Raw genomic sequence first — 19,720 nt, 5'->3', positions numbered from 1 at the left:
GCCATGACGGAGCAGCACAGCACTGACCACGGCTTCTCCACGCGTGCGATCCACGCGGGGCAGGAGCCTGACGCAGGCACCGGAGCGGTGATCACCCCCATCTTCCAGGTGTCCACCTACAAGCAGGACGGGATCGGTGGTTTCCGCGGTGGCTACGAGTACAGCCGCTCGGCCAACCCGACCCGCACCGCCCTGGAGGAGTGCTTCGCGGCGCTCGAGGGGGGCGCCCGCGGCTTCGCCTTCTCGTCGGGCCTGGCCGGTCAGGACACCGTGCTGCGGGCCCTCCTCACGCCCGGTGACCACGTGGTCGTCCCGAGCGACGCGTACGGCGGCACGTACCGGCTCTTCAACAAGGTCCTGACCACGTGGGGTGTCGACCACACCATCGCGCCGATGGGCGACCTCGACGCAGTGCGGGCCGCGATCCGCCCGGGCAGCACCAAGATCCTGTGGGTCGAGACGCCCACCAACCCGTTGCTCGGCATCGCCGACATCGCCGCCCTGGCCGAGCTCGCCCACGCGGCCGGTGCGCTGCTGGTGGTCGACAACACGTTCGCCTCGCCCTACCTGCAGCAGCCGCTGGCCCTCGGTGCCGACATCGTCACGCACTCGACGACCAAGTACTGCGGCGGCCACTCCGACGTCGTCGGTGGCGCCGTCGTCGTGGGCCACGACATCAGCGTGCCGGGCTTCGAGGACGCGGTGGATCGCGTTGCCTTCCACCAGAACTCGATGGGCGCGGTCGCCGGACCGATGGACGCCTGGCTGGTCCTGCGCGGGCTGAAGACGCTGGCGCTGCGGATGGAGAAGCACAGCGACAACGCCGAGCGGGTGGTCGAGTTCCTCACCGCCCATCCCGCCGTCAGCGCGGTGCACTACCCGGGCCTGGAGAGCCACCCGGGTCACGAGGTCGCCAAGCGCCAGATGAAGCGGTTCGGCGGCATGATCTCGTTCCAGGTCAGGGCGGGGGAGGACGTGGCGGTCAAGGTCTGCGGCGAGACCCAGCTGTGGACCCTCGGTGAGTCGCTCGGCGGGGTGGAGTCGCTCATCGAGCACCCCGCGCGGATGACCCACGCGTCGGTCGCCGGCACCGAGCTCGAGGTGCCGGCCGACCTGATCCGCCTGTCGGTCGGCATCGAGGACGTCGAGGACCTCATCGCCGACCTCGGGCAGGCCCTCGACCGGCTCGGCTGAGCCGAACGGCGCGCTCGTGCAGCTGCTGTGCGTCGACTTCGGGTCGACCTTCACCAAGGCGGTGCTCGTCGACGGCGAGGGTGTCGTGGTGGCGACCGCCTCGACGCCGACCACCGTCGCCACAGACGTCCTCGACGGCTACCGCACGCTGCGCGACGAGCTCCTTCGCCACGGTGCGGTCGACGAGGTGCTGGCCTGCTCCAGCGCCGGAGGTGGGCTGCGGCTCGCGGTGGTCGGGTACGAGCGCGAGGTCACGGCCCAGGCTGGGTTCCGGGTCGGCCTCAGCGCCGGTGCGCGCGTCGCCCACGTGACGTCGGGGCCGCTCTCCGGCGCCGACGTCAAGGCCCTGCGGGACAGCCGCCCCGACCTCGTGCTGCTCGTGGGGGGCACCGACGGCGGCAACGCTGAAGTGTTGCTGCACAACGCATCTCGGCTCGCCAAGGCGCGGATCGGCGCGCCGGTGGTCGTGGCCGGCAACGCCGATGCGCAGCTGGATGTCGCCGCGACCCTGGCTGCCACGGGCCGCTCCTTCACCGTGGCCGACAACGTCCTCCCGTCCATCGGGGTGATCGCGCCCGAGTCGGCGCGGGCCGCCATCCGGCGCGTCTTCCTCGAGCACGTGATCGGCGGCAAGGGTCTGTCGCGAGGTCCTGAGTTCGGCGCGATGGTGCAGGCGCCGACCCCTGACGCGGTCCTCGACGGGGTCGCCGTGCTGGCCGAACACCTCGACGGCGACGTCATGGTCGTCGACATCGGTGGGGCGACGACCGACGTCTACTCGGCGCTGCGCCCCCAGGGGGAGGACTCGGGCCTGGCCAAGGAGGTGGTGGCCCCCCTGTGGCACGCGCGCACCGTCGAGGCCGACCTCGGCATGCGCTGGAACGCCGAGGGCATCGTCGAGGCTGCGTCCCGTGAGCACGTGGCGCTGCCCGAGGGAGCTGCCGCGTACGCCGCGAGCCTGGTCCGCAACACCGGTCACCTCCCAGCCGACGAGCGTGAGTGGGCCTTCGACCTGTCACTCGCCCGAGCGGCCGCCGTGGTCGCGGTGCGCCGCCATGCGAGGCCGCCGGCCCCGGGGGCCGGGGCGCGACCGCTGGCCGACGTGCGGGTCGTGGTGGGCTCGGGCGGGGTGCTGCGGCACGCCACCGACGAGGGCCGGCAGGAGGTGCTGCAGGCGGTGGCGAGCGACCACGCGGGCGGCTGGAAGGTCCCCCGTGACGCCGCCCTGGTGACGGACACGGCATACCTGCTCTTCGCGGTGGGGCTGTTGCGCGCGGCGCATCCCGACGTGGCCCGCGCGCTGGCCCGGACGGTCATGGGTTCCGCTGTCGGTGGTCGCTCCTAACGTCGGGGCATGAGCGAGGAGAGGACGGCGGGTTCGAGGTCTCCCTCGACCGTGCTGGCCACCCCTTCTGCCTGGTCGGTCGGCCCTGACGCCGCAGGGGCTTGTGCTGCCCGGTCGAAACGCGATACAACGTGTTTGTGCAAACGCGATATAACGTGAATGGAGCGCCGAAAATGAATGGTCGACCACCCGCCACGCGGCCTAGGGTCGAGCGATGACCTCCCTGGCGATCGAGGCCGAGCACCTCGTCAAGAAGTTCGGTGACACGACTGCCGTCGACGACGTCAGCTTCTCCGTGCCGGAGGGGTCCGTGCTGGGGCTCCTGGGCCCCAACGGCGCCGGCAAGACGACCACGGTGCGGATGATGACGACGCTGGCCACGCCGACCAGCGGCACCGCGCGGGTGGCCGGGCACGACGTGCTGCGCGAGCCCGATGCGGTGCGTCGCTCGATGGGCCTGACCGGCCAGGCGGCGACGGTGGACGAGCTGCTCACCGGGCGCGAGAACCTGCGGCTGATCGGGTCGCTCTACGGCCTGTCCAGCAGCTACGTGAAGTCGGCGGGTGCCGACCTGCTGGAGCGGTTCTCGCTGACCGAGGCCGCCGACCGCACGGTGAAGACCTACTCCGGCGGCATGCGCCGCCGCCTCGACCTCGCGGTCAGCCTCATCGCCACCCCGCCCGTGCTGTTCCTCGACGAGCCCACGACCGGTCTCGACCCGCGCAGCCGGGTCGAGCTGTGGGAGGTCCTGCGCGGCCTGGTCAAGGACGGCACCACGCTGCTCCTGACCACCCAGTACCTCGAAGAGGCGGACCAGCTCGCCGACCGCATCGTCGTGATCGACCGCGGCCAGATCATCGCCGAGGGCACGCCGCTCGAGCTCAAGGACCGCAGCGGCAAGGCCAGCCTGGTGCTGACCGTGTCGCGGGCCGAGGACCTGCAGACCGCCGCCGACATGCTGCGCCAGCGGGTCTCCGAGGTGCACGTCGACGAGGCCGCGCGCCAGCTGACGGCGCCGGCCGAAGGGCTGCGCGACATGACGCGGATCGCGGCGATCTTCGAGGACAGCTCCATCGAGCTCGACGACCTGGGGCTCAAGCGGCCGAGCCTCGACGACGTGTTCCTCCACCTCACCGGCCACCGCGCCGAAGACACGTCAGGCACCAGGGACGCCGACACCGAGACCGAGCAGGAGCAGGCGTCATGACCACCGACACGACGACGCGACAGTCGGCCAGCGGCATCGCCCGACCCGAGATCAGGCCGACCGGCCTGCTGCGACAGTCGCTGGCGATCACCCGGCGCAACCTCATCCACATCAAGCGGATGCCCGAGATGCTGATGGACGTCACCATCCAGCCGGTCATGTTCGTGCTGCTCTTCGCCTACGTCTTCGGCGGGTCGATCGCGGTCAAGGGGTCGCCGGCCGGCTACCGCGAGTGGCTGATGGGCGGGATCATGGGGCAGACGATCGCCTTCGCGTCCTTCATCGTCGCCGTCGGCCTCACCGCCGACATCGACAAGGGCATCGTCGACCGCATGCGGTCGCTGCCGATCAACCCCTCGGCCGTGCTCGTGGGCCGCAGCATCTCCAGCCTCCTGCACTCCAGCATCGGCATCCTCGTGATGTCGGTGACCGGGCTGTTCGTCGGCTGGCGGATCCGCGGCAGCTTCGCCGAAGCCGTGCTGGCCTACGCGCTGCTGCTGCTCTGGGGCTTCGCGATGATCTGGATCGGCATCCTCGTCGGGTCGGCGATGCGCTCGGTCGAGGCCGTGAACGGGCTGATGTTCACGACGATGTTCCCGATCACGTTCCTGGCCAACACCTTCGCGCCGACCGACAACATGCCCCACGTGTTGCGGGTCATCGCCGAGTGGAACCCCATCTCGGCGCTGGTCCAGTCGGTCCGCCAGCTGTGGGGCAACGACCTCCCCGTGCCGGCCGACGCTGCGCTTCCGCTCCACCACCCGATCATCACCACGTTGATCTGGACGGTCGGGCTCACCCTCATCGTGGCGCCGCTCGCGATCCGGGCGTTCGCCAAGCGCACCCAGGGCTAGCGCAGGGGCGTCGTTGGGGCAGGTCCGGAGGGACTAGCCTTCCGGCCATGGCATCACCGACGCTGTCAGTCACCATCGACGACGTGCGCGCTGCGCAAGACCTGCTCAGCGGCGTCGTCCGACCCACCCCGCTCGAGTACAGCCGGGCCCTGTCCGACCGGGTCGGCGCCGAGGTGTTCCTCAAGTGCGAGAACCTCCAGCGGGCGGGCTCGTTCAAGATCCGTGGCGCCTACACGCGGATGGCTCGCCTCTCCGATGAGGAGAAGGCGCGCGGCGTGGTCGCGGCGAGCGCCGGCAACCACGCCCAGGGGGTGGCGCTGGCCGGGCAGCTGCTGGGCATCGACGTCAAGGTCTACATGCCCTACGGCGCCCCGATGCCCAAGCTGCTGGCGACCCAGGCCTATGGCGCGACCATCGAACAGGTCGGCACCACCATCGACGAGTGCCTGGTCAAGGCCCGCGACTGGGAGTCGAGCAACGGCGCCGTCCTCATCCACCCGTTCGACCACCGTGACATCGTCGCCGGCCAGGGCACCGCAGGCCTCGAGATCCTCGACCAGTGCCCCGACGTCCGGACCATCGTGGTGAGCACCGGCGGCGGCGGGCTCCTCGCCGGCATCTCCGTGGCCGTCCGGGCCGCGCGGCCCGACGTGAGGATCATCGGCGTGCAGGCCGAGCAGGCGGCGGCCTACCCGTTGTCGCTGGCGGCGGGCAAGCCGGTCGCCTTCGAGAACATGCAGACCATGGCCGACGGCATCGCGGTCGGCATGCCCGGAGACGTGCCCTACGCCCTGGTGCGCGACCTGGTCGACTCGATCGAGACGGTCAGCGAGGAGGAGCTGTCCCGGGCCCTGCTCTTCGTCCTCGAGCGCGCCAAGCTCGTGGTCGAACCCGCCGGTGCAGCCGCCGTAGCCCACCTGCTCGACCGGGCCGGTCGGCAGCACCTCGACGGCCCCGTCGTGGCGGTCCTGTCCGGCGGCAACATCGACCCGCTCCTGCTGCTCCGGATCATCCGGCACGGCATGGCCGCCGCCGGTCGATACCTGCAGTTCCGGGTGCGGATCTCGGACCGGCCCGGCCACCTGGCCCGGCTGCTCGCCGACTGCGCGGCCGTCGACGCCAACGTGCTGGAGGTCGAGCACATCCGCACCGGCACGACCATCACCGTCGACGAGGTCGAGATCGGCCTGCAGCTCGAGACGCGGGGCAAGCAGCACTGCGAAGAGGTCCTGCGGACGCTGCGCAGCAAGGGCTACCAGCTCAAGTTCGGCTGACCGGCATACGCCACACCGCGAAGGGCCACCCCGAGGGGCGGCCCTTCGTCTGCCGTGTGACAGTGCGTGGTGTGGAGGGTGGCTCAGCCGCCGTGCGGCGTGGCGCCCTTCACGGACACCTGGATGACCTTGCCGTTCGGAGCCTTGTAGGAGGCCTTGTCGCCGACCTTCTTGCCGTTGATCGCGGCACCGAGCGGGGACTTCTCGCTGTAGACCTCGAGGTCGCTGTCGCCGGCGATCTCACGCGACCCGAGTAGGAAGGTCACGTCGTCGCCGAACATCTCCACGGTGACGACCATGCCGGGCTCGACGATGCCGTCGTCAGCGGGCTTGGCGCCCACGACGGCGTTCTCGAGCAGCTGGGTCAGCTGGCGGATGCGGGCCTCCATCTTGCCCTGCTCCTCCTTGGCTGCGTGGTAGCCGCCGTTCTCCTTGAGGTCGCCCTCGTCGCGGGCCGCCTCGATCTTCTTGGCGATCTCCGTACGGCCTTCTCCGGACATCTGGTCCAGCTCGGCCTTCAGACGGTCGAAGGCCTCCTGGGTCAGGTAGCTCGCGGTGGGGGTCGCGGTCTCGCTCACGGTGATACTCCTTGATCGGGTCCCCGTCGGACGCGGTTGCGTCTCGGAGAGGGTGTTACGCGCAGCGGCCCGGACCCGACCACGTTCGCTGGTGACGTCGCAGTGGCTGGTCCAGACCGCTCGGTGAAAGGACAAGACTACCTCGCGCCGCACGAACACGTCGCTGAGCCTTTCAACAGCGCTGCACTGAACATCTGGACAACCCGTGAGGTATGCCGCGTGGCCGGCTCCCGCTGGCGCCGTCACCCGGCATAGCCGCAGGTCAGCGGCCCGTTCGGTGGGGGCTCGAGCGCCCCGAGGCGCCCGGTCGGGTCGCGCCCCAAGTCAGTCCCAAGTGGTGGGCGGCACCCTTGCCGCAGACGACCACACCGGACGTCCCGACCCGAGGAGCAAACCAGCATGTCCGTCACCACCCCCGACCGCCCGGCCGACGCCTCCACGGGCGGCGCCCTCCGGGCGCTCCCGCGCAGCACCGGTGGAACCCTCCGGCTGGCGATGGCCGTGCTGCTCGCGACCGACCTCGTGGGCGGGCTGCTCGCCGTGCGTGCCGGGGTGAACACCTGGGGCGAGGCCTGGGGTCCCGAAGCCCTGCTGGCCGCCCCGGTGCCGATGATCGTGGCGCAGCTGCTGCTGGTCTGGCTGGCCACCCGTCGCCTCGGCCGGGGTGCCGCCGTGGCCGCGGGCCTCCTGGCCACCGCCTGCCTGGTGAGCGTCGTCTCCGGGTTCTTCGACGGTGGCCTCGGCAACGAGGAGCTGACTGCCGGGCTCGCCGGCTACCAGTACTTCCTGCTGGCCGTGACGACCGCAGTGGGCGCGCTCGCGATTCGGCGCGCCGTGGCCGCCCTGCGCTGACCGAACGGCCCATCGTGCCTCGGTTCGAGGTATTCCGCTGCCGGAATCCGGTTGTGGATTACCCCGAACCGGGGGGAGCAGCGGCGCTGGGGGACTGCTCAGCCGTCGCCGGGTCGCGGCTGCTCGGCGGGGACGCAGCCGCGCACGCTGCCGCCGACCGCCCGGGAGGCGGTGCGGACGAGCACCTGCAGGTGGCTCGAGCGCTGCGTGGACGCGTCGACCGGCACCTCGAGCACCCCGACGACGCCGTGCGCAGTGTCCTGCGCCTGCACGGTGCAGACGACCTCCTGGCCGGGGGAGCGGTGCACGTCGAACCCGACCCGCACGGTCGTGTCGTCGATGACCTTGTAGTCGGTGTCCGTCCAGGTGATCGCGCCCAGGCTGTTCGCCAGGCCGAGCCAGACGGCGAGGGCGATCCCGATCGTGCAGCCGATCGTGCCGATGACCCACCACCGGCCGGTGCCGGGGGCGGGACGGGGGAGCGGCATGGGTGACCTTCCGCGGGTGAGAGGATGGCTGGCGGTCCGGTTCTCGACGACGCCGGACGACACCATTGTCGGCGATGGACGAGTGAGGTTGTGCAGGTGGCTGACCGGTTGCGGCTCATGGCGGTGCACGCGCACCCCGACGACGAGTCGAGCAAGGGCGCGGCGACGATGGCGAAGTACGCCGGCACGGGTTACGACGTGCTCGTCGTCTCGTGCACCGGCGGGGAGCGCGGTGACGTGCTCAACCCCCGGCTCAAGGGTGACCCCCACATCGAACGCGACCTGGCCCAGGTCCGGCGCGAGGAGATGAAGCGGGCCCAGGAGATCCTCGGCGTCGACCACACCTGGCTCGGGTTCGTCGACTCGGGTCTGCCCGAGGGCGACCCGCTGCCCCCGCTGCCCGACGGGTGCTTCGCGCTCGAGCCGATCGAGGTCACGGCCGAAGCGCTGGTCCGCGAGATCCGGCGGTTCCGTCCGCACGTCATGACGACCTATGACGAGAACGGCGGCTACCCCCACCCCGACCACATCATGACCCACACGGTCTCGATGGCGGCCTTCGCAGCCGCCGGTGACGCCGCGGCATACCCCCATGCGGGTGAGCCCTGGCAGCCGCTGAAGATCTACTACAACTCGCACAACCGGGCGAAGTACGCGGCGTTCCACGACGCGTTGCTCGCCCAGGGTGTCGAGAGCCCGTACGGCGACTGGCTCAAGGACTGGGACCCCGAGACGGCCCGCACCATCACCACCCGGGTGGAGTGCTCCGACTTCTTCGACCAGCGCGACCAGGCCCTGCTCGCGCACGCCACGCAGATCGACCCGGACGGCGCGTGGTTCCGGGTGCCGCGCGAGCTGCAGGTCAGCGTCTGGCCGACCGAGGACTTCGAGGCGGCGCTGTCGTACGTGCCCGTCGTACCCGTGGAGGACGACCTCTTCGCGGGCATCCCCGACGCGGCGACCGGTGACGCCCTGGCCACCAGCAGTGACCTCGAGATCGCGTACGACGGCCGCAAGGAGAAGACCCCGTGAACGGCGCACCGTCGGCGATGGTCTCGCCCGGGCTCTGGGGTTTCCTGGCGTTCTTCGTGCTGGCCCTCGCGCTCTACCTGCTGATGCGGAACATGAACGCGCGGATGCGACGGATGTCCTACGCCGCGCAGGAGCGCGAGCGGGAGGCGGAGGCCGAGGTCGAGGCGGACGCTGCCGCGAAGGAGCCACAGCGGGGCGGGTCGGGCGCGCAGCAGCCGGAACGACCTTCCGACACCGGTGACGCCGAGGGCGACCAGGGGCAGACTGGGGAGCCCAGAACCTAACGCTCCGCCCCCGGGCGGGGTGCCGACCAGGAGGCCCCGTCATGAGCGGTCGTATCGTCCACTTCGAGCTCCCGTACGACGACGCGGAGCGGGCCCGTGCCTTCTACGGCGACCTGTTCGGGTGGGACCTGCAGTCCTACCCGGGGATGGACTACACGATGATCTCGACCGGACCGACCGGGGACCAGGGGCCGACCGAGCCGGGCTTCATCAACGGCGGGATGGGGCCGCGCGCCAGCGCCGACGAAGCGCCGCGCGTCGTCATCGACGTCGAGGACATCGACGCGACGCTGCAGGCCATCGAGGCCAAGGGCGGGACGGTGTCGCTGCCCAAGCAGCCCGTCGGGGGGATGGGCTTCACGGCCTACTTCACCGACACCGAGGGCAACGTCGTGGGTCTCTGGGAGACCGCGCCGCCGTCTGCCTGAGCGTCAGCTGGCCGAGCCGGCTCCGTAGACCGACATCGACGCCGCGATGTAGTGCACCGTGAACGCGGCGACGGTCAGGGTGTGGAAGATCTCGTGGAAGCCGAACCAGCGGGGGGAGGGGTTCGGACGCTTGATGCCGTAGACGAGCGCGCCCACCGTGTAGAGCAGGCCACCCACGGCGATCAGGGTGACGATCGCGGGGCCGCCGAACTCGAGCAACGGGCCGAGGTAGAACACGGCCACCCAGCCGAGGGCGACGTAGACCGGCGTGTAGAGCCAGCGGGGTGCGCTCACCCAGAACACGCGGAACAGGACGCCGGCGATGGCGCCGATCCAGACGATGAGCAGCATCGTGCGGGCGTCGTCGCGGGGCAGCAGCAACGCGAACGGCGTGTAGGTGCCCGCGATGATGAGGAAGATGTTGGAGTGGTCCATCCGCTTGAGCACCCCGGCGACCTTGGGCGACCAGTTGCCGCGGTGGTAGACCGCGGACGTGCCGAAGAGCAACCAGGCGGTGATGCTGAAGACGATGGCGGCGATCCGCGCCGGAGTCGTGGGGGCCAGCGCGATCAGGACGATGCCCGCCGCCAGGGCCAGCGGGACCATGCCCGCGTGGAGCCAGCCGCGCAGGTGGGGCTTCACTGCGGCGACGACAGACTCGAGGTGTCCCTGCGCGGGACCGGGGTCGGGTGCTGAGGTCATGGCCCCACTGTAACCTACGGTCGCGTAGGTTACTAGCGCGTAGGTTGTGAGACGCGACTCAGGACCACCGGGAACTCGGACATCCGCACCACGGTCATCGCCCGTCACGCGCGGGGCGTCGGGCGGACCAACAGGGCCTGGGCGGTCCGGCCCACGAAGCCCTGGTCGTCGAACACCTCGGCCTGCGCCAGGCCGGCGGCCCCACCGCCGAGTGTGGTGAGGGCGCGCAGCCCGATCCACTCGCCGGCCGGCTCACGCACGAGGTGGGCGGTCAGCTCGGTGTTCATGAACTGCCACGCGGTGATGTCCAGGGCCGCGCTCGCCCCCGACGCGGAGTCGACGCAGACCATCAGCCGCTGCAACGGTGCCATCGGCTCGCCGGCCACCAGGGGCACCCGCGGACGCATCCAGACCGTCGCCGGCCCGGACTCCCCGAGCGAGCCCTCCACCCACGACCACTCGATCGCGTCGATGTAGCCGGGGTGCCAGCCCGGGGGGACGGCCCGTTCGCCACCGGTCGCGGGGCCGGTCGGCGGGGTCGGCAGGCCGGCCACCGGGCCCGAGTCGACCCGAGGCACCAGCCAGGCGGCGGCGCGTGCGGCGACGCGCCCCGAGTCGGCGTCGGCCAGCTCGCACTCGACCAGTTCGACGCTGCGCCCCGGTCTCGCGACCACCGCCTGCACCCGCAGCCGGCCGACCGGCACGGGGCCGAGCAGGTCGCAGGTCAGCCGAGCGACCACGCGGCTGCCGTCGCCCAGCCGCTGCGCCTCCCTAGCCATGAGCGCCATCGGCGGACCGCCGTGCTGCGCCTGCGGAGACCACGGCCCGGCCGTGTGGCTGGTCGAGCTGACGGTGCTCGACGTGGTGCTGCTGCCCGCCCCGGCGTCGGAGTCGTCGAGCAGGTAGAAGGCGTCGGGGGCGGGCGACATGGTCGTCATCCTGCCGGACTGCACGCAGCCGACGGGGGTAGCGTGGTGGGTCGGGACCGCAGGTTCGGTCCCCGAGAGCAGCCCGCTGGCCCGTCGGGGTCGGGACGGGGAGCAGCACCGGGAGAAGGTGAGGAGTGGCCGTGGCGCTGTCCGACCTCCTGTATGCCGCGTACGAGCGGCGACTGAGCCGCCGCCTCTCCCGGGAGACCCTTCCCCGACACGTGGGCGTGATGCTGGACGGCAACCGCCGCTGGGCCAAGGCACGGGGTCACGGCACCAAGGAAGGCCACCAGGCCGGGGCCGACAACATCGCGGGGTTCCTGGACTGGTGCGAGGAGGCGCGGGTCGAGGTCGTCACGCTGTGGCTGCTCTCCACCGACAACCTCAACCGTCCGGCTGCCGAGGTGGTCCCCCTCCTGTCGATCATCGAGACCACGGTCAGTGACCTGGCCCAGACCAAGCGCTGGGTGATCAACCCGGTGGGCTCGCTCGACCTGCTGCCTGCCGAGACCGCCCGCCGGCTCAAGGAGGCCGCCGACCTCACCGAGGGCGTGCAGGGGATGACCGTCAACGTCGCGGTGGGCTACGGCGGGCGCCAGGAGATCACCGATGCCGTCCGGTCGATGCTCATCTCGCACGCAGCCAACGGCACGACCATCGAGGAGCTGGCCGAGACGCTCCAGGTCGAGCACATCGCCGAGCACCTCTACACGAAGGGCCAGCCGGACCCCGACCTCGTCATCCGCACGTCGGGGGAGCAGCGCCTCTCCGGGTTCCTGCTCTGGCAGAGCGCCCACAGCGAGTTCTACTTCTGCGAGGCCTACTGGCCCGACTTCCGGCACGTCGACTTCCTCCGCGCGCTGCGCGCCTACGCGGAGCGGAACCGCAGGTTCGGCAACTAGTTGCCGACCAAGGGCTCAGGGGCAACTAGTTGCCGACCAAGGGCTCAGGGGCAACTAGTTGCCGACCAAGGGCTCAGGGGTAACGAGCTCCCCGCGGCATACCAACGCCTGAGGGCCGCATCGGGCCAACGGGTTAACTCTGGATGACTTGCGGCGTGGTTGCACGGTACGGGCCGGACACGGTCGTACCGTCCGTAGTGACGCGGGGCACCCGTCCCGCGTTCGGGGAGGCCAACCTATGGAGCAGATCCAGCTCCGAGCGGAGGGCCGGAACCGGCTCCACCGCGGTGGGAAAGCCTGGTCCCGGCACCTCGTTCGCGAGTAGGCGCACCGCGCCGAAGCGCGCGCTGTGCCAAGGAGAGACATTGGCCTCGAACCACGACACCACCCGTCGTACCTCCTCCAGCGCTGCGGCTGCGCCCCGCGCCATGCCGGTTCCGAAGGCCACAGGCAAGGCCGCGGCTCCCGCCTTCCGGACGTTCGTCCTCGACACGTCCGTCCTCCTGTCCGACCCGCGCGCCATGCTGCGGTTCAAGGAGCACGAGGTCGTGCTGCCGGTGGTCGTCGTCACCGAGCTCGAGGCCAAGCGACACCACCCCGAGCTGGGCTACTTCGCCCGGCAGGCGCTTCGGCTGCTCGACGACCTGCGGATCAGTGAGGGGCGGCTCGACGCGCCGGTTTCCGTCGGCGCCGACGGTGGCACGCTCAGGGTGGAGCTCAACCACACGGACCCGAGCTCGCTGCCGGCCGGCTTCCGACTCGGCGACAACGACACCCGGATCCTGTCGGTCGCCAAGAACCTGTCGGACGAGGGCTTCGCCGTCACGATCGTCAGCAAGGACCTCCCGATGCGGGTCAAGGCCTCCGCCGTCGGGCTCGAGGCCGAGGAGTACCGCGCCGAGCTGGCGGTCGACAGCGGGTGGACCGGCATGGTCGAGCTCGACGTCACCGTCGAGGAGATGGATGCCCTCTACGAGCACGGGCGGATCGAGAACGCCACGGCGGCCGAGATGCCGTGCCACACCGGCCTGGTCCTGCTCTCGCCGCGGGGAAGCGGTCTGGGGCGGGTCGGCGCCGACAAGCAGATCCGCCAGGTGCGCGGCGACCGTGACGCGTTCGGCCTCCACGGCCGCAGCGCCGAGCAGCGGATCGCGCTCGACATCCTCCTCGACCCCGACGTGGGCATCGTCTCGCTCGGCGGGCGGGCCGGCACCGGCAAGTCGGCACTCGCGCTCTGCGCGGGCATCGAGGCGGTGATGGAGCGTCGGCAGCACCGCAAGGTGGTGGTCTTCCGTCCCCTGTATGCCGTGGGCGGCCAGGAGCTCGGCTACCTCCCGGGTAGCGAGTCGGAGAAGATGGGCCCGTGGGCCCAGGCGGTCTTCGACACGCTCGGAGCGCTGGTGTCGCACGAGGTGGTCGAGGAGATCATGGACCGCGGGATGCTCGAGGTCCTGCCGCTCACGCACATCCGCGGGCGCTCGCTGCACGACGCGTTCGTCATCGTCGACGAGGCGCAGAGCCTCGAGCGCAACGTGCTGCTGACCGTGCTCTCGCGGATCGGCCAGAACTCCCGCGTCGTGCTCACCCACGACGTCGCCCAGCGCGACAACCTCCGCGTCGGGCGGCACGACGGCGTGGCCGCGGTGATCGAGGCGCTCAAGGGCCACCCGCTGTTCGCGCACATCACGCTCACCCGGAGCGAGCGCAGCCCGATCGCCGCCCTGGTGACCGACCTGCTGGAGGGGCTCGAGGTCTGACCCGTCGACGAGGTGACCGGCTTCTCGTCCAGGTGACGCGCCGCCGTGGTCCAGCGCGGGAATTCGCCAGAATTCTCCCGGATCCACGGCGGCGCCTCCACCGAAAGGATGACTCTGTCATCACATCTGTCACACCAGTCACAGAAAGTGGTTGACGATTTCAGTTCGCGACGTCCCGTCGGGTAAGGTCTCGGTTTCATAACGTGCCGGGACGCTGTTCTGTTGGGCTGTCTGCCAGCCTGTTGGGCGACTTCGGCGAATACATCCCCCGGCACCGATTGAGGCCACCACAGGGTGGCTTTTCCTTTGGAGGAACCCGTATGAGCCAGCCCTACCAGGGACGGCACCGCCATGCGTCGTCCCACGGCAGGAAAGCTTCTCGCTCCTCCGGTCTGACGAAGGCGATCCGTCGCCCCGCCGTCACCTCCAGCATGCTTCTCGCGGTCATCGCGACCACCGCCGCCGGTTACCAGGCCGCGGACCAGCGCCAGACCGGCGCCGCCGCCTTCACCGTGAGCACCGAGGCGATCGCCCAGGCCAACGAGCTCGCGGACGCCCAGATCGAGGACACCGCTCGACTGGCTGCCGACCGCAACGACACCAACGCCAGCATGGCCGCCGCGCAGGAGAAGGACCGCGTCGCTGCGGTCGCCGCGGGCGAGGCTGCCGCCAAGGCGCGCCGCGAGGCCGCCCAGAAGGTCGCCCGCGAGAAGGCCCGCAAGGCGCTCGCCGCCAAGAAGCAGGCCATCCTCGCCAACGCCCAGGCCGACCCGCGCGCCGCGGCCCAGGCGCTGCTGCCCGAGTTCGGCTTCGGCGACGGCCAGTGGAGCTGCCTCGACAACCTCTGGATGGGCGAGAGCGGCTGGCGCTACACCGCCGAGAACTCCTCCTCCGGCGCCTACGGCATCCCGCAGTCCCTGCCCGGCTCCAAGATGGCCACGGTCGCCTCCGACTGGCGGACCAACCCGGTCACCCAGATCCGCTGGGGCCTGCAGTACATCAGGAGCTCCTACGGCACCCCCTGCGGCGCCTGGAGCGCCTGGCAGAGCCGCTCCCCGCACTGGTACTGAGCCGCGCTGAGCGGCACTGAGCCGGACCGCTCCTCAGCGGGGCGGACGGGTCATGGCCAGCACGTCGAGGGCCTCGTCGAGCTGCTCCTCGGTGAGCTCGCCGCTGGCGACGTGCCCGCGTTCGATCACGACGTCGCGGATCGGGCGACGCTCCTTGATCGACTGCTTCGCCACGGCCGCCGCGGCCTCGTAACCGATGTAGCGGTTGAGCGGGGTGACGATCGACGGCGACCCCTCGGCCAGCTCCCGGGAGCGCTCGGCGTCGGCCTCGATGCCAGCCACGCACCGGTCGGCCAGCAGCCGGGTGGCGGCCGACAGCAGCGTCGCCGACTCGAGGATGTTGCGGGCCATCACCGGCAACATCACGTTGAGCTCGAACGCGCCTGACGCCCCCGCCACCGTGATGGCCGTGTCGTTGCCGATCACCTGGGCGCACACCATCAGCGTGGCCTCGGGCAGGACCGGGTTCACCTTGCCCGGCATGATGCTCGACCCGGGCTGGAGGTCGGGCAGGTGGATCTCGCCCAGCCCCGAGCGCGGACCGGACGACATCCACCGCAGGTCGTTGCAGATCTTGGTGAGGCTGACGGCGACCACCTTGAGCGCCCCGCTCAGCTCGACGACGGCGTCCTGGGCGGACTGGGCCTCGAAGTGGTCGGCCGCCTCGCGGAAGGCCACCCCGGTGCGAGCACTGACGCGCTCGATGACCGCCGCAGCAAAGCCGGGGGCGGCGTTGAGACCGGTGCCGGCCGCCGTCCCGCCCAGGGGCAGCTCAGCCGTGGCCTGGGCAGCCACCAGCACCCGCTCGGCCCCGAGCTCCACCTGCCTGGCGTAGCCGCCGAACTCCTGGCCGAGCGTGACCGGCACGGCGTCCATCAGGTGGGTGCGTCCCGCCTTGACCACGTCGACGAACTCGGACTCCTTGGCGCGCAACGCCTTCGCCAGGTGCAGCAGGCTCGGCGCGAGGTCGCGGTGCGCGGTCAGGGTGGCGGCGATCCGCAGGGCGCTGGGGAAGGTGTCGTTGCTCGACTGGCCGGCGTTGACGTGGTCGTTGGGATGCACCGCCTGGCCGGTCGCGAGGTGGGCGATCCGGGCCACCACCTCGTTGACGTTCATGTTCGTCGAGGTGCCCGACCCGGTCTGGAACACGTCGATCGGGAACTGGTCGTCGTGCCGACCCTCGGCGACCTCGGTCGCAGCAGCCGCCACTGCGGCGGCCATCGGCTCCGGCAGCACCCCGAGCTCGGCGTTCACCTCGGCCGCGGCCGCCTTGAGCAGGGCGAGGGCGTGCACCACGCCGACCGGCACCGGCTGGCCGGAGATCGGGAAGTTCTCCACGGCTCGGGCGGTCTGCGCGCCCCAGAGGGCGTCGACGGGCACCTCCACGTCGCCCATCGAGTCGTGCTCGGTGCGGGTGGCAGGGGTCTGCTCGCTCATGCCCCCATCATGGCGCTGTCGGGTGACCGGTGGGTATGCCGCGGCGGCGAGCCACGCGGCATACCCCACCTCAGAGCTTGCGGAGCCTGATCCGGCGGACGCTGTGGTCCTTGCCCTTCGCCAGCACCAGGGTGGCCCTGCTGCGGGTGGGGAGGACGTTCTCGCGCAGGTTGACCTCGTTGATCTCACGCCAGATGCGAGCAGCGGTCTCGCGGGCTTCCCCGTCAGACAGGACGGCGTAGCGGTGGAAGTAGGAGTGCGGGTCGGCGAACGCGGTCTCGCGCAGGCGCAGGAAGCGCTCGACGTACCACTGGCGGATGTCGTCGAGGTGGGCGTCGACGTAGACCGAGAAGTCGAAGAAGTCGCTGACGGCCAGGCCGGAGCGGCCGTCCTCCTGCAGCCGCGGGGCCTGGAGCACGTTGAGACCCTCGACGATGAGCACGTCGGGCTGGCGCACCACGATCCGCTCGTCGGGGACGATGTCGTAGGTCAGGTGCGAGTAGACCGGGGCACTCACCTCGGCCTTGCCGGACTTCACCTCGGCCACGAACCGCAACAGCGCCCGCCGGTTGTAGGACTCCGGAAAACCCTTGCGCTGCAACAGGTTGCGGCGCTCGAGCTCGGCGTTGGGGTAGAGGAAGCCGTCGGTCGTCACGAGCTCGACCTCGGGAGTGCCGGGCCAGCGGGACAGCAGCTCCTTGAGCAGGCGTGCGGTGGTGGACTTGCCCACCGCCACGGATCCGGCGACACCGATCACGAACGGGGTCTTGGCCGGGCTCTCACCCAGGAAGTCGCCGGTGATGCGGTGCAGCCCGGCGGTCGCACCCACGTAGAAGTTGAGGAGGCGGGACAGCGGCAGGTAGACCTCCTCGACCTCGGTCAGGTCGATCCGCTCGCCGAGGCCCTGGAGCCGGGCGAGGTCGGCGGCGTCGAGGCTGAGGGGCTGGTTCTCCCGCAGCCGGGCCCAGGCGGCACGGTCCAGCTCGACGTAGGGCGAGGGAAGGGCGCCGGTGCCGTTCGCGGGATGGCTCACGGGCGCCATTCTTGCTCACGGGCCGCCCGCCCTCTGATGCCGTCCTCGGAGCGGTCGACGGTTAGGCTGCCTCCCATGTGCGGAATCGTCGGATACGTCGGCCCGAACGCCGACGGCAAAGCCCTGGACGTCGTCATGGAGGGCCTGGCCCGTCTCGAGTACCGCGGGTACGACTCCGCGGGGGTCGCGCTCGTGACCGAGGACGGGGTGGCGAGCGAGAAGCGCGCCGGCAAGCTGGTCAACCTGCAGGAGGCGCTCGACGCCGAACACCTCCCGGGCGCGACGACCGGGATCGGTCACACCCGGTGGGCCACCCACGGCGGTCCGACCGACCAGAACGCCCACCCGCACCGGGCCGGTGAGGACGGCAAGCTCGCCCTCATCCACAACGGCATCATCGAGAACTTCCACCAGCTGAAGAACGCCCTCCTCGCCGACGGCGCCGCCTTCTCGAGCGAGACCGACACCGAGGTGGCGGCCCACCTCGTCGCCCGCGAGTACGCGAAGACCAACGACCTCACCAAGGCCATGCAGAACGTCGTCAACCGGCTCGAGGGCGCCTTCACCCTGCTCGCCGTGCACGCCGACAGCCCCGGGGTCGTCGTCGGCGCCCGTCGCAACAGCCCGCTCGTCGTCGGCCTCGGCGAGGGCGAGAACTTCCTCGGCTCCGACGTCGCGGCCTTCATCGGCCACACCCGCCACGCGCTCGAGCTCGGCCAGGACCAGATCGTCACGATCACGCCGGACTCCTACCAGGTCATCAACTTCGACGGCAGCCCCGCCGACGGCAAGCACTACGAGGTGACCTGGGACGCCGCGGCCGCCGAGAAGGGCGGCTACGCGACCTTCATGGAGAAGGAGATCTACGACCAGCCGCACGCGGTCGGCGACACCCTCCTCGGTCGCACCGACGTCGACGGACGGCTGGTGCTCGACGACATGTCGATCACCGAGGACCAGCTCCGCAACGTCGACCGCATCATCATCGTGGCCTGCGGCACCGCCGCCTACGCGGGCATGGTCGCGAAGTACGCGATCGAGCACTGGACCCGCATCCCGGTCGAGGTGGCCCTGGCCCACGAGTTCCGGTACAGCGACCCGATCGCCACCGAGCGCACGCTGGTCGTGTCGATCAGCCAGTCCGGCGAGACGATGGACACGCTGATGGCCGTCAAGCACGCCCGCGAGCTGGGCGCGCTCACGCTGAGCATCTGCAACACCCACGGCTCGACCATCCCGCGCGAGTCCGACGCCGTGCTCTACACACACGCCGGCCCCGAGATCGCGGTCGCCTCGACCAAGGCGTTCCTGGCCCAGATCACGGCCTGCTACATCCTCGGCCTCTACCTCGCCCAGCTGCGCGGCGGCACCTTCGCCGACGACGCGCAGTCGGTGATGAAGGAGCTCCACGAGATCCCCGCGAAGCTCGAGGAGCTGCTCGGCCGGATGGACCGGGTCAAGGAGATCGCCCGGTTCATGGCCGACACCCGCTCGGTGCTCTTCCTCGGCCGCAACGTCGGCTACCCCGTCGCCATGGAGGGCGCGCTCAAGCTCAAGGAGCTCGCCTACATCCACGCCGAGGGGTTCGCGGCGGGCGAGCTCAAGCACGGGCCGATCGCGCTCATCGACGCCGGCCAGCCGGTCTTCATCGTGGTCCCCGGCCCGGGCACCCCGCACGAGCTGCACAAGAAGGTCGTCTCCAACATCCAGGAGATCCGGGCCCGCGGCGCCCGCACGATCGTGGTGGCCGAGGACGGCGACGAGGACGTGCTGCCCTTCGCCGACGAGGTGATCCGCGTGCCCGCGACGTCGCCACTGCTCGCGCCGCTGCTGACGGTGGTGCCGCTGCAGGTCTTCGCGCTGCACCTGTCCACCGCCAAGGGCCTCGACGTCGACCAGCCGCGCAACCTGGCGAAGAGCGTCACCGTTGAGTGACCACGGCCCGGCTGGACGCGCTGGGCCCCCTGCTCAGAGCGTCACCGTCGAGTGATCGCGGACATCCGGTGATCGTCGGGGTCGGGATCGACGTGGTCGACGTGGAGCGTTTCGGGGAGTCCCTGGAGCGCACGCCCGGCCTCCTCGAGCGGTTGTTCACCGACGAGGAGCGGTCGCTGCCGCTCAACTCCCTCGCTGCCAGGTTCGCCGCCAAGGAGGCCCTGGCCAAGGCGCTCGGGGCGCCGGTCGGGCTGCACTGGCAGGACGCCACGGTGCGCCGCGGTGAGGACGGCCGCCCGCACCTCCAGATCACCGGCACGGTCGAGGCCAGGGCCGAGGCGCTCGGCGTGCACGCGATGCACATCTCCCTGTCACACGATGCCGGGATCGCCTCGGCCGTCGTCATCGCCGAGGGCTGA

The 19,720-nt window shown here is 70.9% G+C and carries 20 protein-coding genes; 14 read left to right on the top strand and 6 right to left on the bottom strand.

Going from position 1 to position 19,720, the window contains the following annotated elements; all coding sequences use genetic code 11:
* The first annotated feature begins 3 nt into the window (after positions 1–3).
* The 5 genes from AC1DWJ_RS07325 (at position 4) to ilvA (ending at position 5,874) form a co-directional block, all read left to right on the top strand.
* On the top strand, positions 4–1,194 hold the full coding sequence (locus AC1DWJ_RS07325; protein WP_477620398.1) for a cystathionine gamma-synthase: 1,191 nt from the start codon (positions 4–6) through the stop codon (positions 1,192–1,194).
* A gap of 16 nt (positions 1,195–1,210) precedes the next feature.
* Positions 1,211–2,539: a glutamate mutase L gene (locus AC1DWJ_RS07320; protein WP_477620397.1), complete on the top strand. Its 1,329-nt coding sequence runs from the start codon at positions 1,211–1,213 to the stop codon at positions 2,537–2,539.
* A 214-nt stretch (positions 2,540–2,753) separates the two neighbouring features.
* Entirely contained in the window at positions 2,754–3,746 is a 993-nt protein-coding gene (locus AC1DWJ_RS07315) for an ATP-binding cassette domain-containing protein (RefSeq protein WP_457252788.1), read from the top strand.
* On the top strand, positions 3,743–4,600 hold the full coding sequence (locus tag AC1DWJ_RS07310; RefSeq protein ID WP_457252787.1) for an ABC transporter permease: 858 nt from the start codon (positions 3,743–3,745) through the stop codon (positions 4,598–4,600). Before AC1DWJ_RS07315 ends, AC1DWJ_RS07310 begins: the two co-directional genes overlap by 4 nt.
* A gap of 47 nt (positions 4,601–4,647) precedes the next feature.
* On the top strand, positions 4,648–5,874 hold the full coding sequence (gene ilvA, locus AC1DWJ_RS07305) for a threonine ammonia-lyase (protein ID WP_457252786.1): 1,227 nt from the start codon (positions 4,648–4,650) through the stop codon (positions 5,872–5,874).
* An 83-nt stretch (positions 5,875–5,957) separates the two neighbouring features.
* On the opposite strand, the gene greA is transcribed toward ilvA, so the two are convergent.
* Positions 5,958–6,452: a transcription elongation factor GreA gene (greA, locus tag AC1DWJ_RS07300; RefSeq protein WP_457252785.1), complete on the bottom strand. Its 495-nt coding sequence runs from the start codon at positions 6,450–6,452 to the stop codon at positions 5,958–5,960.
* 399 nt (positions 6,453–6,851) lie between these two features.
* Here greA and AC1DWJ_RS07295 point away from each other — a divergent pair, with 399 nt between their 5' ends.
* Positions 6,852–7,304 (top strand): hypothetical protein, encoded by a 453-nt coding sequence (locus tag AC1DWJ_RS07295; protein WP_477620396.1) that lies wholly within the window; start codon positions 6,852–6,854, stop codon positions 7,302–7,304.
* 98 nt (positions 7,305–7,402) lie between these two features.
* Here the strand turns inward: AC1DWJ_RS07295 and AC1DWJ_RS07290 are convergent, their stop codons facing one another.
* Positions 7,403–7,792 carry a DUF4307 domain-containing protein gene (locus AC1DWJ_RS07290; protein WP_477620395.1) on the bottom strand — a complete coding sequence of 130 codons (390 nt, stop codon included), beginning with the start codon at positions 7,790–7,792 and terminating at the stop codon, positions 7,403–7,405.
* A 96-nt stretch (positions 7,793–7,888) separates the two neighbouring features.
* Here AC1DWJ_RS07290 and mca point away from each other — a divergent pair, with 96 nt between their 5' ends.
* The 3 genes from mca to AC1DWJ_RS07275 are packed head-to-tail and all read left to right on the top strand — an operon-like array spanning position 7,889 to position 9,536.
* Complete coding sequence (gene mca, locus AC1DWJ_RS07285) at positions 7,889–8,824, top strand: mycothiol conjugate amidase Mca (protein WP_477620394.1); 936 nt, start codon at positions 7,889–7,891, stop codon at positions 8,822–8,824.
* Positions 8,821–9,108 carry a hypothetical protein gene (locus tag AC1DWJ_RS07280; RefSeq protein WP_477620393.1) on the top strand — a complete coding sequence of 96 codons (288 nt, stop codon included), beginning with the start codon at positions 8,821–8,823 and terminating at the stop codon, positions 9,106–9,108. Before mca ends, AC1DWJ_RS07280 begins: the two co-directional genes overlap by 4 nt.
* A gap of 41 nt (positions 9,109–9,149) precedes the next feature.
* A complete protein-coding gene (locus tag AC1DWJ_RS07275; RefSeq protein WP_457252780.1) occupies positions 9,150–9,536 on the top strand; it encodes a VOC family protein in 387 nt (128 codons plus the stop codon).
* Positions 9,537–9,539: 3 nt separating this feature from the next.
* Here the strand turns inward: AC1DWJ_RS07275 and trhA are convergent, their stop codons facing one another.
* Positions 9,540–10,238: a PAQR family membrane homeostasis protein TrhA gene (gene trhA, locus AC1DWJ_RS07270; RefSeq protein ID WP_457252779.1), complete on the bottom strand. Its 699-nt coding sequence runs from the start codon at positions 10,236–10,238 to the stop codon at positions 9,540–9,542.
* 104 nt (positions 10,239–10,342) lie between these two features.
* Positions 10,343–11,167: a thioesterase family protein gene (locus AC1DWJ_RS07265; RefSeq protein WP_477620392.1), complete on the bottom strand. Its 825-nt coding sequence runs from the start codon at positions 11,165–11,167 to the stop codon at positions 10,343–10,345.
* Positions 11,168–11,307: 140 nt separating this feature from the next.
* Between AC1DWJ_RS07265 and AC1DWJ_RS07260 the strand changes: the two genes are divergently transcribed.
* The 3 genes from AC1DWJ_RS07260 to AC1DWJ_RS07250 all read left to right on the top strand — a co-directional run bounded on the left by AC1DWJ_RS07260 (position 11,308) and on the right by AC1DWJ_RS07250 (position 14,896).
* Positions 11,308–12,069 (top strand): isoprenyl transferase, encoded by a 762-nt coding sequence (locus AC1DWJ_RS07260; RefSeq protein WP_477620391.1) that lies wholly within the window; start codon positions 11,308–11,310, stop codon positions 12,067–12,069.
* A 428-nt stretch (positions 12,070–12,497) separates the two neighbouring features.
* Complete coding sequence (locus AC1DWJ_RS07255; protein WP_457252827.1) at positions 12,498–13,826, top strand: PhoH family protein; 1,329 nt, start codon at positions 12,498–12,500, stop codon at positions 13,824–13,826.
* A gap of 320 nt (positions 13,827–14,146) precedes the next feature.
* The gene (locus tag AC1DWJ_RS07250; protein WP_457252776.1) at positions 14,147–14,896 is read left to right on the top strand and encodes an aggregation-promoting factor C-terminal-like domain-containing protein; all 750 of its coding nucleotides are present in this window, start codon (positions 14,147–14,149) and stop codon (positions 14,894–14,896) included.
* Positions 14,897–14,929: 33 nt separating this feature from the next.
* Here AC1DWJ_RS07250 and AC1DWJ_RS07245 read toward each other — a convergent pair whose 3' ends face one another.
* Both AC1DWJ_RS07245 and coaA read right to left on the bottom strand, forming a co-directional pair.
* Positions 14,930–16,333 (bottom strand): class II fumarate hydratase, encoded by a 1,404-nt coding sequence (locus AC1DWJ_RS07245; protein ID WP_477620390.1) that lies wholly within the window; start codon positions 16,331–16,333, stop codon positions 14,930–14,932.
* Positions 16,334–16,403: 70 nt separating this feature from the next.
* Positions 16,404–17,375, bottom strand: a complete 972-nt coding sequence (coaA, locus tag AC1DWJ_RS07240) for a type I pantothenate kinase (protein WP_457252774.1) — start codon at positions 17,373–17,375, stop codon at positions 16,404–16,406.
* Between the two features lie 66 nt (positions 17,376–17,441).
* Between coaA and glmS the strand changes: the two genes are divergently transcribed.
* Complete coding sequence (gene glmS / locus AC1DWJ_RS07235) at positions 17,442–19,301, top strand: glutamine--fructose-6-phosphate transaminase (isomerizing) (RefSeq protein ID WP_477620389.1); 1,860 nt, start codon at positions 17,442–17,444, stop codon at positions 19,299–19,301.
* Between the two features lie 68 nt (positions 19,302–19,369).
* A complete protein-coding gene (locus tag AC1DWJ_RS07230) occupies positions 19,370–19,720 on the top strand; it encodes a holo-ACP synthase (protein WP_056923069.1) in 351 nt (116 codons plus the stop codon).

This window comes from Pedococcus sp. P2_D7 (assembly GCF_056404295.1).
The sequence above is the reverse complement of the archived record's forward strand: the minus strand, read 5'-3'. Positions and strand labels throughout refer to the sequence as shown.

Excerpts from the sequence above, each read along its gene's own strand:
- AC1DWJ_RS07310 (WP_457252787.1), top strand. The coding sequence starts at position 3,743 with ATGACCACCGACACGACGACGCGACAGTCGGCCAGCGGCATCGCCCGA.
- AC1DWJ_RS07250 (WP_457252776.1), top strand. The coding sequence starts at position 14,147 with ATGAGCCAGCCCTACCAGGGACGGCACCGCCATGCGTCGTCCCACGGC.
- AC1DWJ_RS07275 (WP_457252780.1), top strand. The coding sequence starts at position 9,150 with ATGAGCGGTCGTATCGTCCACTTCGAGCTCCCGTACGACGACGCGGAG.
- AC1DWJ_RS07325 (WP_477620398.1), top strand. The coding sequence starts at position 4 with ATGACGGAGCAGCACAGCACTGACCACGGCTTCTCCACGCGTGCGATC.
- AC1DWJ_RS07245 (WP_477620390.1), bottom strand. The coding sequence starts at position 16,333 with ATGAGCGAGCAGACCCCTGCCACCCGCACCGAGCACGACTCGATGGGC.
- AC1DWJ_RS07265 (WP_477620392.1), bottom strand. The coding sequence starts at position 11,167 with ATGTCGCCCGCCCCCGACGCCTTCTACCTGCTCGACGACTCCGACGCC.
- AC1DWJ_RS07290 (WP_477620395.1), bottom strand. The coding sequence starts at position 7,792 with ATGCCGCTCCCCCGTCCCGCCCCCGGCACCGGCCGGTGGTGGGTCATC.
- AC1DWJ_RS07295 (WP_477620396.1), top strand. The coding sequence starts at position 6,852 with ATGTCCGTCACCACCCCCGACCGCCCGGCCGACGCCTCCACGGGCGGC.
- coaA (WP_457252774.1), bottom strand. The coding sequence starts at position 17,375 with ATGGCGCCCGTGAGCCATCCCGCGAACGGCACCGGCGCCCTTCCCTCG.
- trhA (WP_457252779.1), bottom strand. The coding sequence starts at position 10,238 with ATGACCTCAGCACCCGACCCCGGTCCCGCGCAGGGACACCTCGAGTCT.
- ilvA (WP_457252786.1), top strand. The coding sequence starts at position 4,648 with ATGGCATCACCGACGCTGTCAGTCACCATCGACGACGTGCGCGCTGCG.
- glmS (WP_477620389.1), top strand. The coding sequence starts at position 17,442 with ATGTGCGGAATCGTCGGATACGTCGGCCCGAACGCCGACGGCAAAGCC.
- AC1DWJ_RS07315 (WP_457252788.1), top strand. The coding sequence starts at position 2,754 with ATGACCTCCCTGGCGATCGAGGCCGAGCACCTCGTCAAGAAGTTCGGT.
- AC1DWJ_RS07255 (WP_457252827.1), top strand. The coding sequence starts at position 12,498 with ATGCCGGTTCCGAAGGCCACAGGCAAGGCCGCGGCTCCCGCCTTCCGG.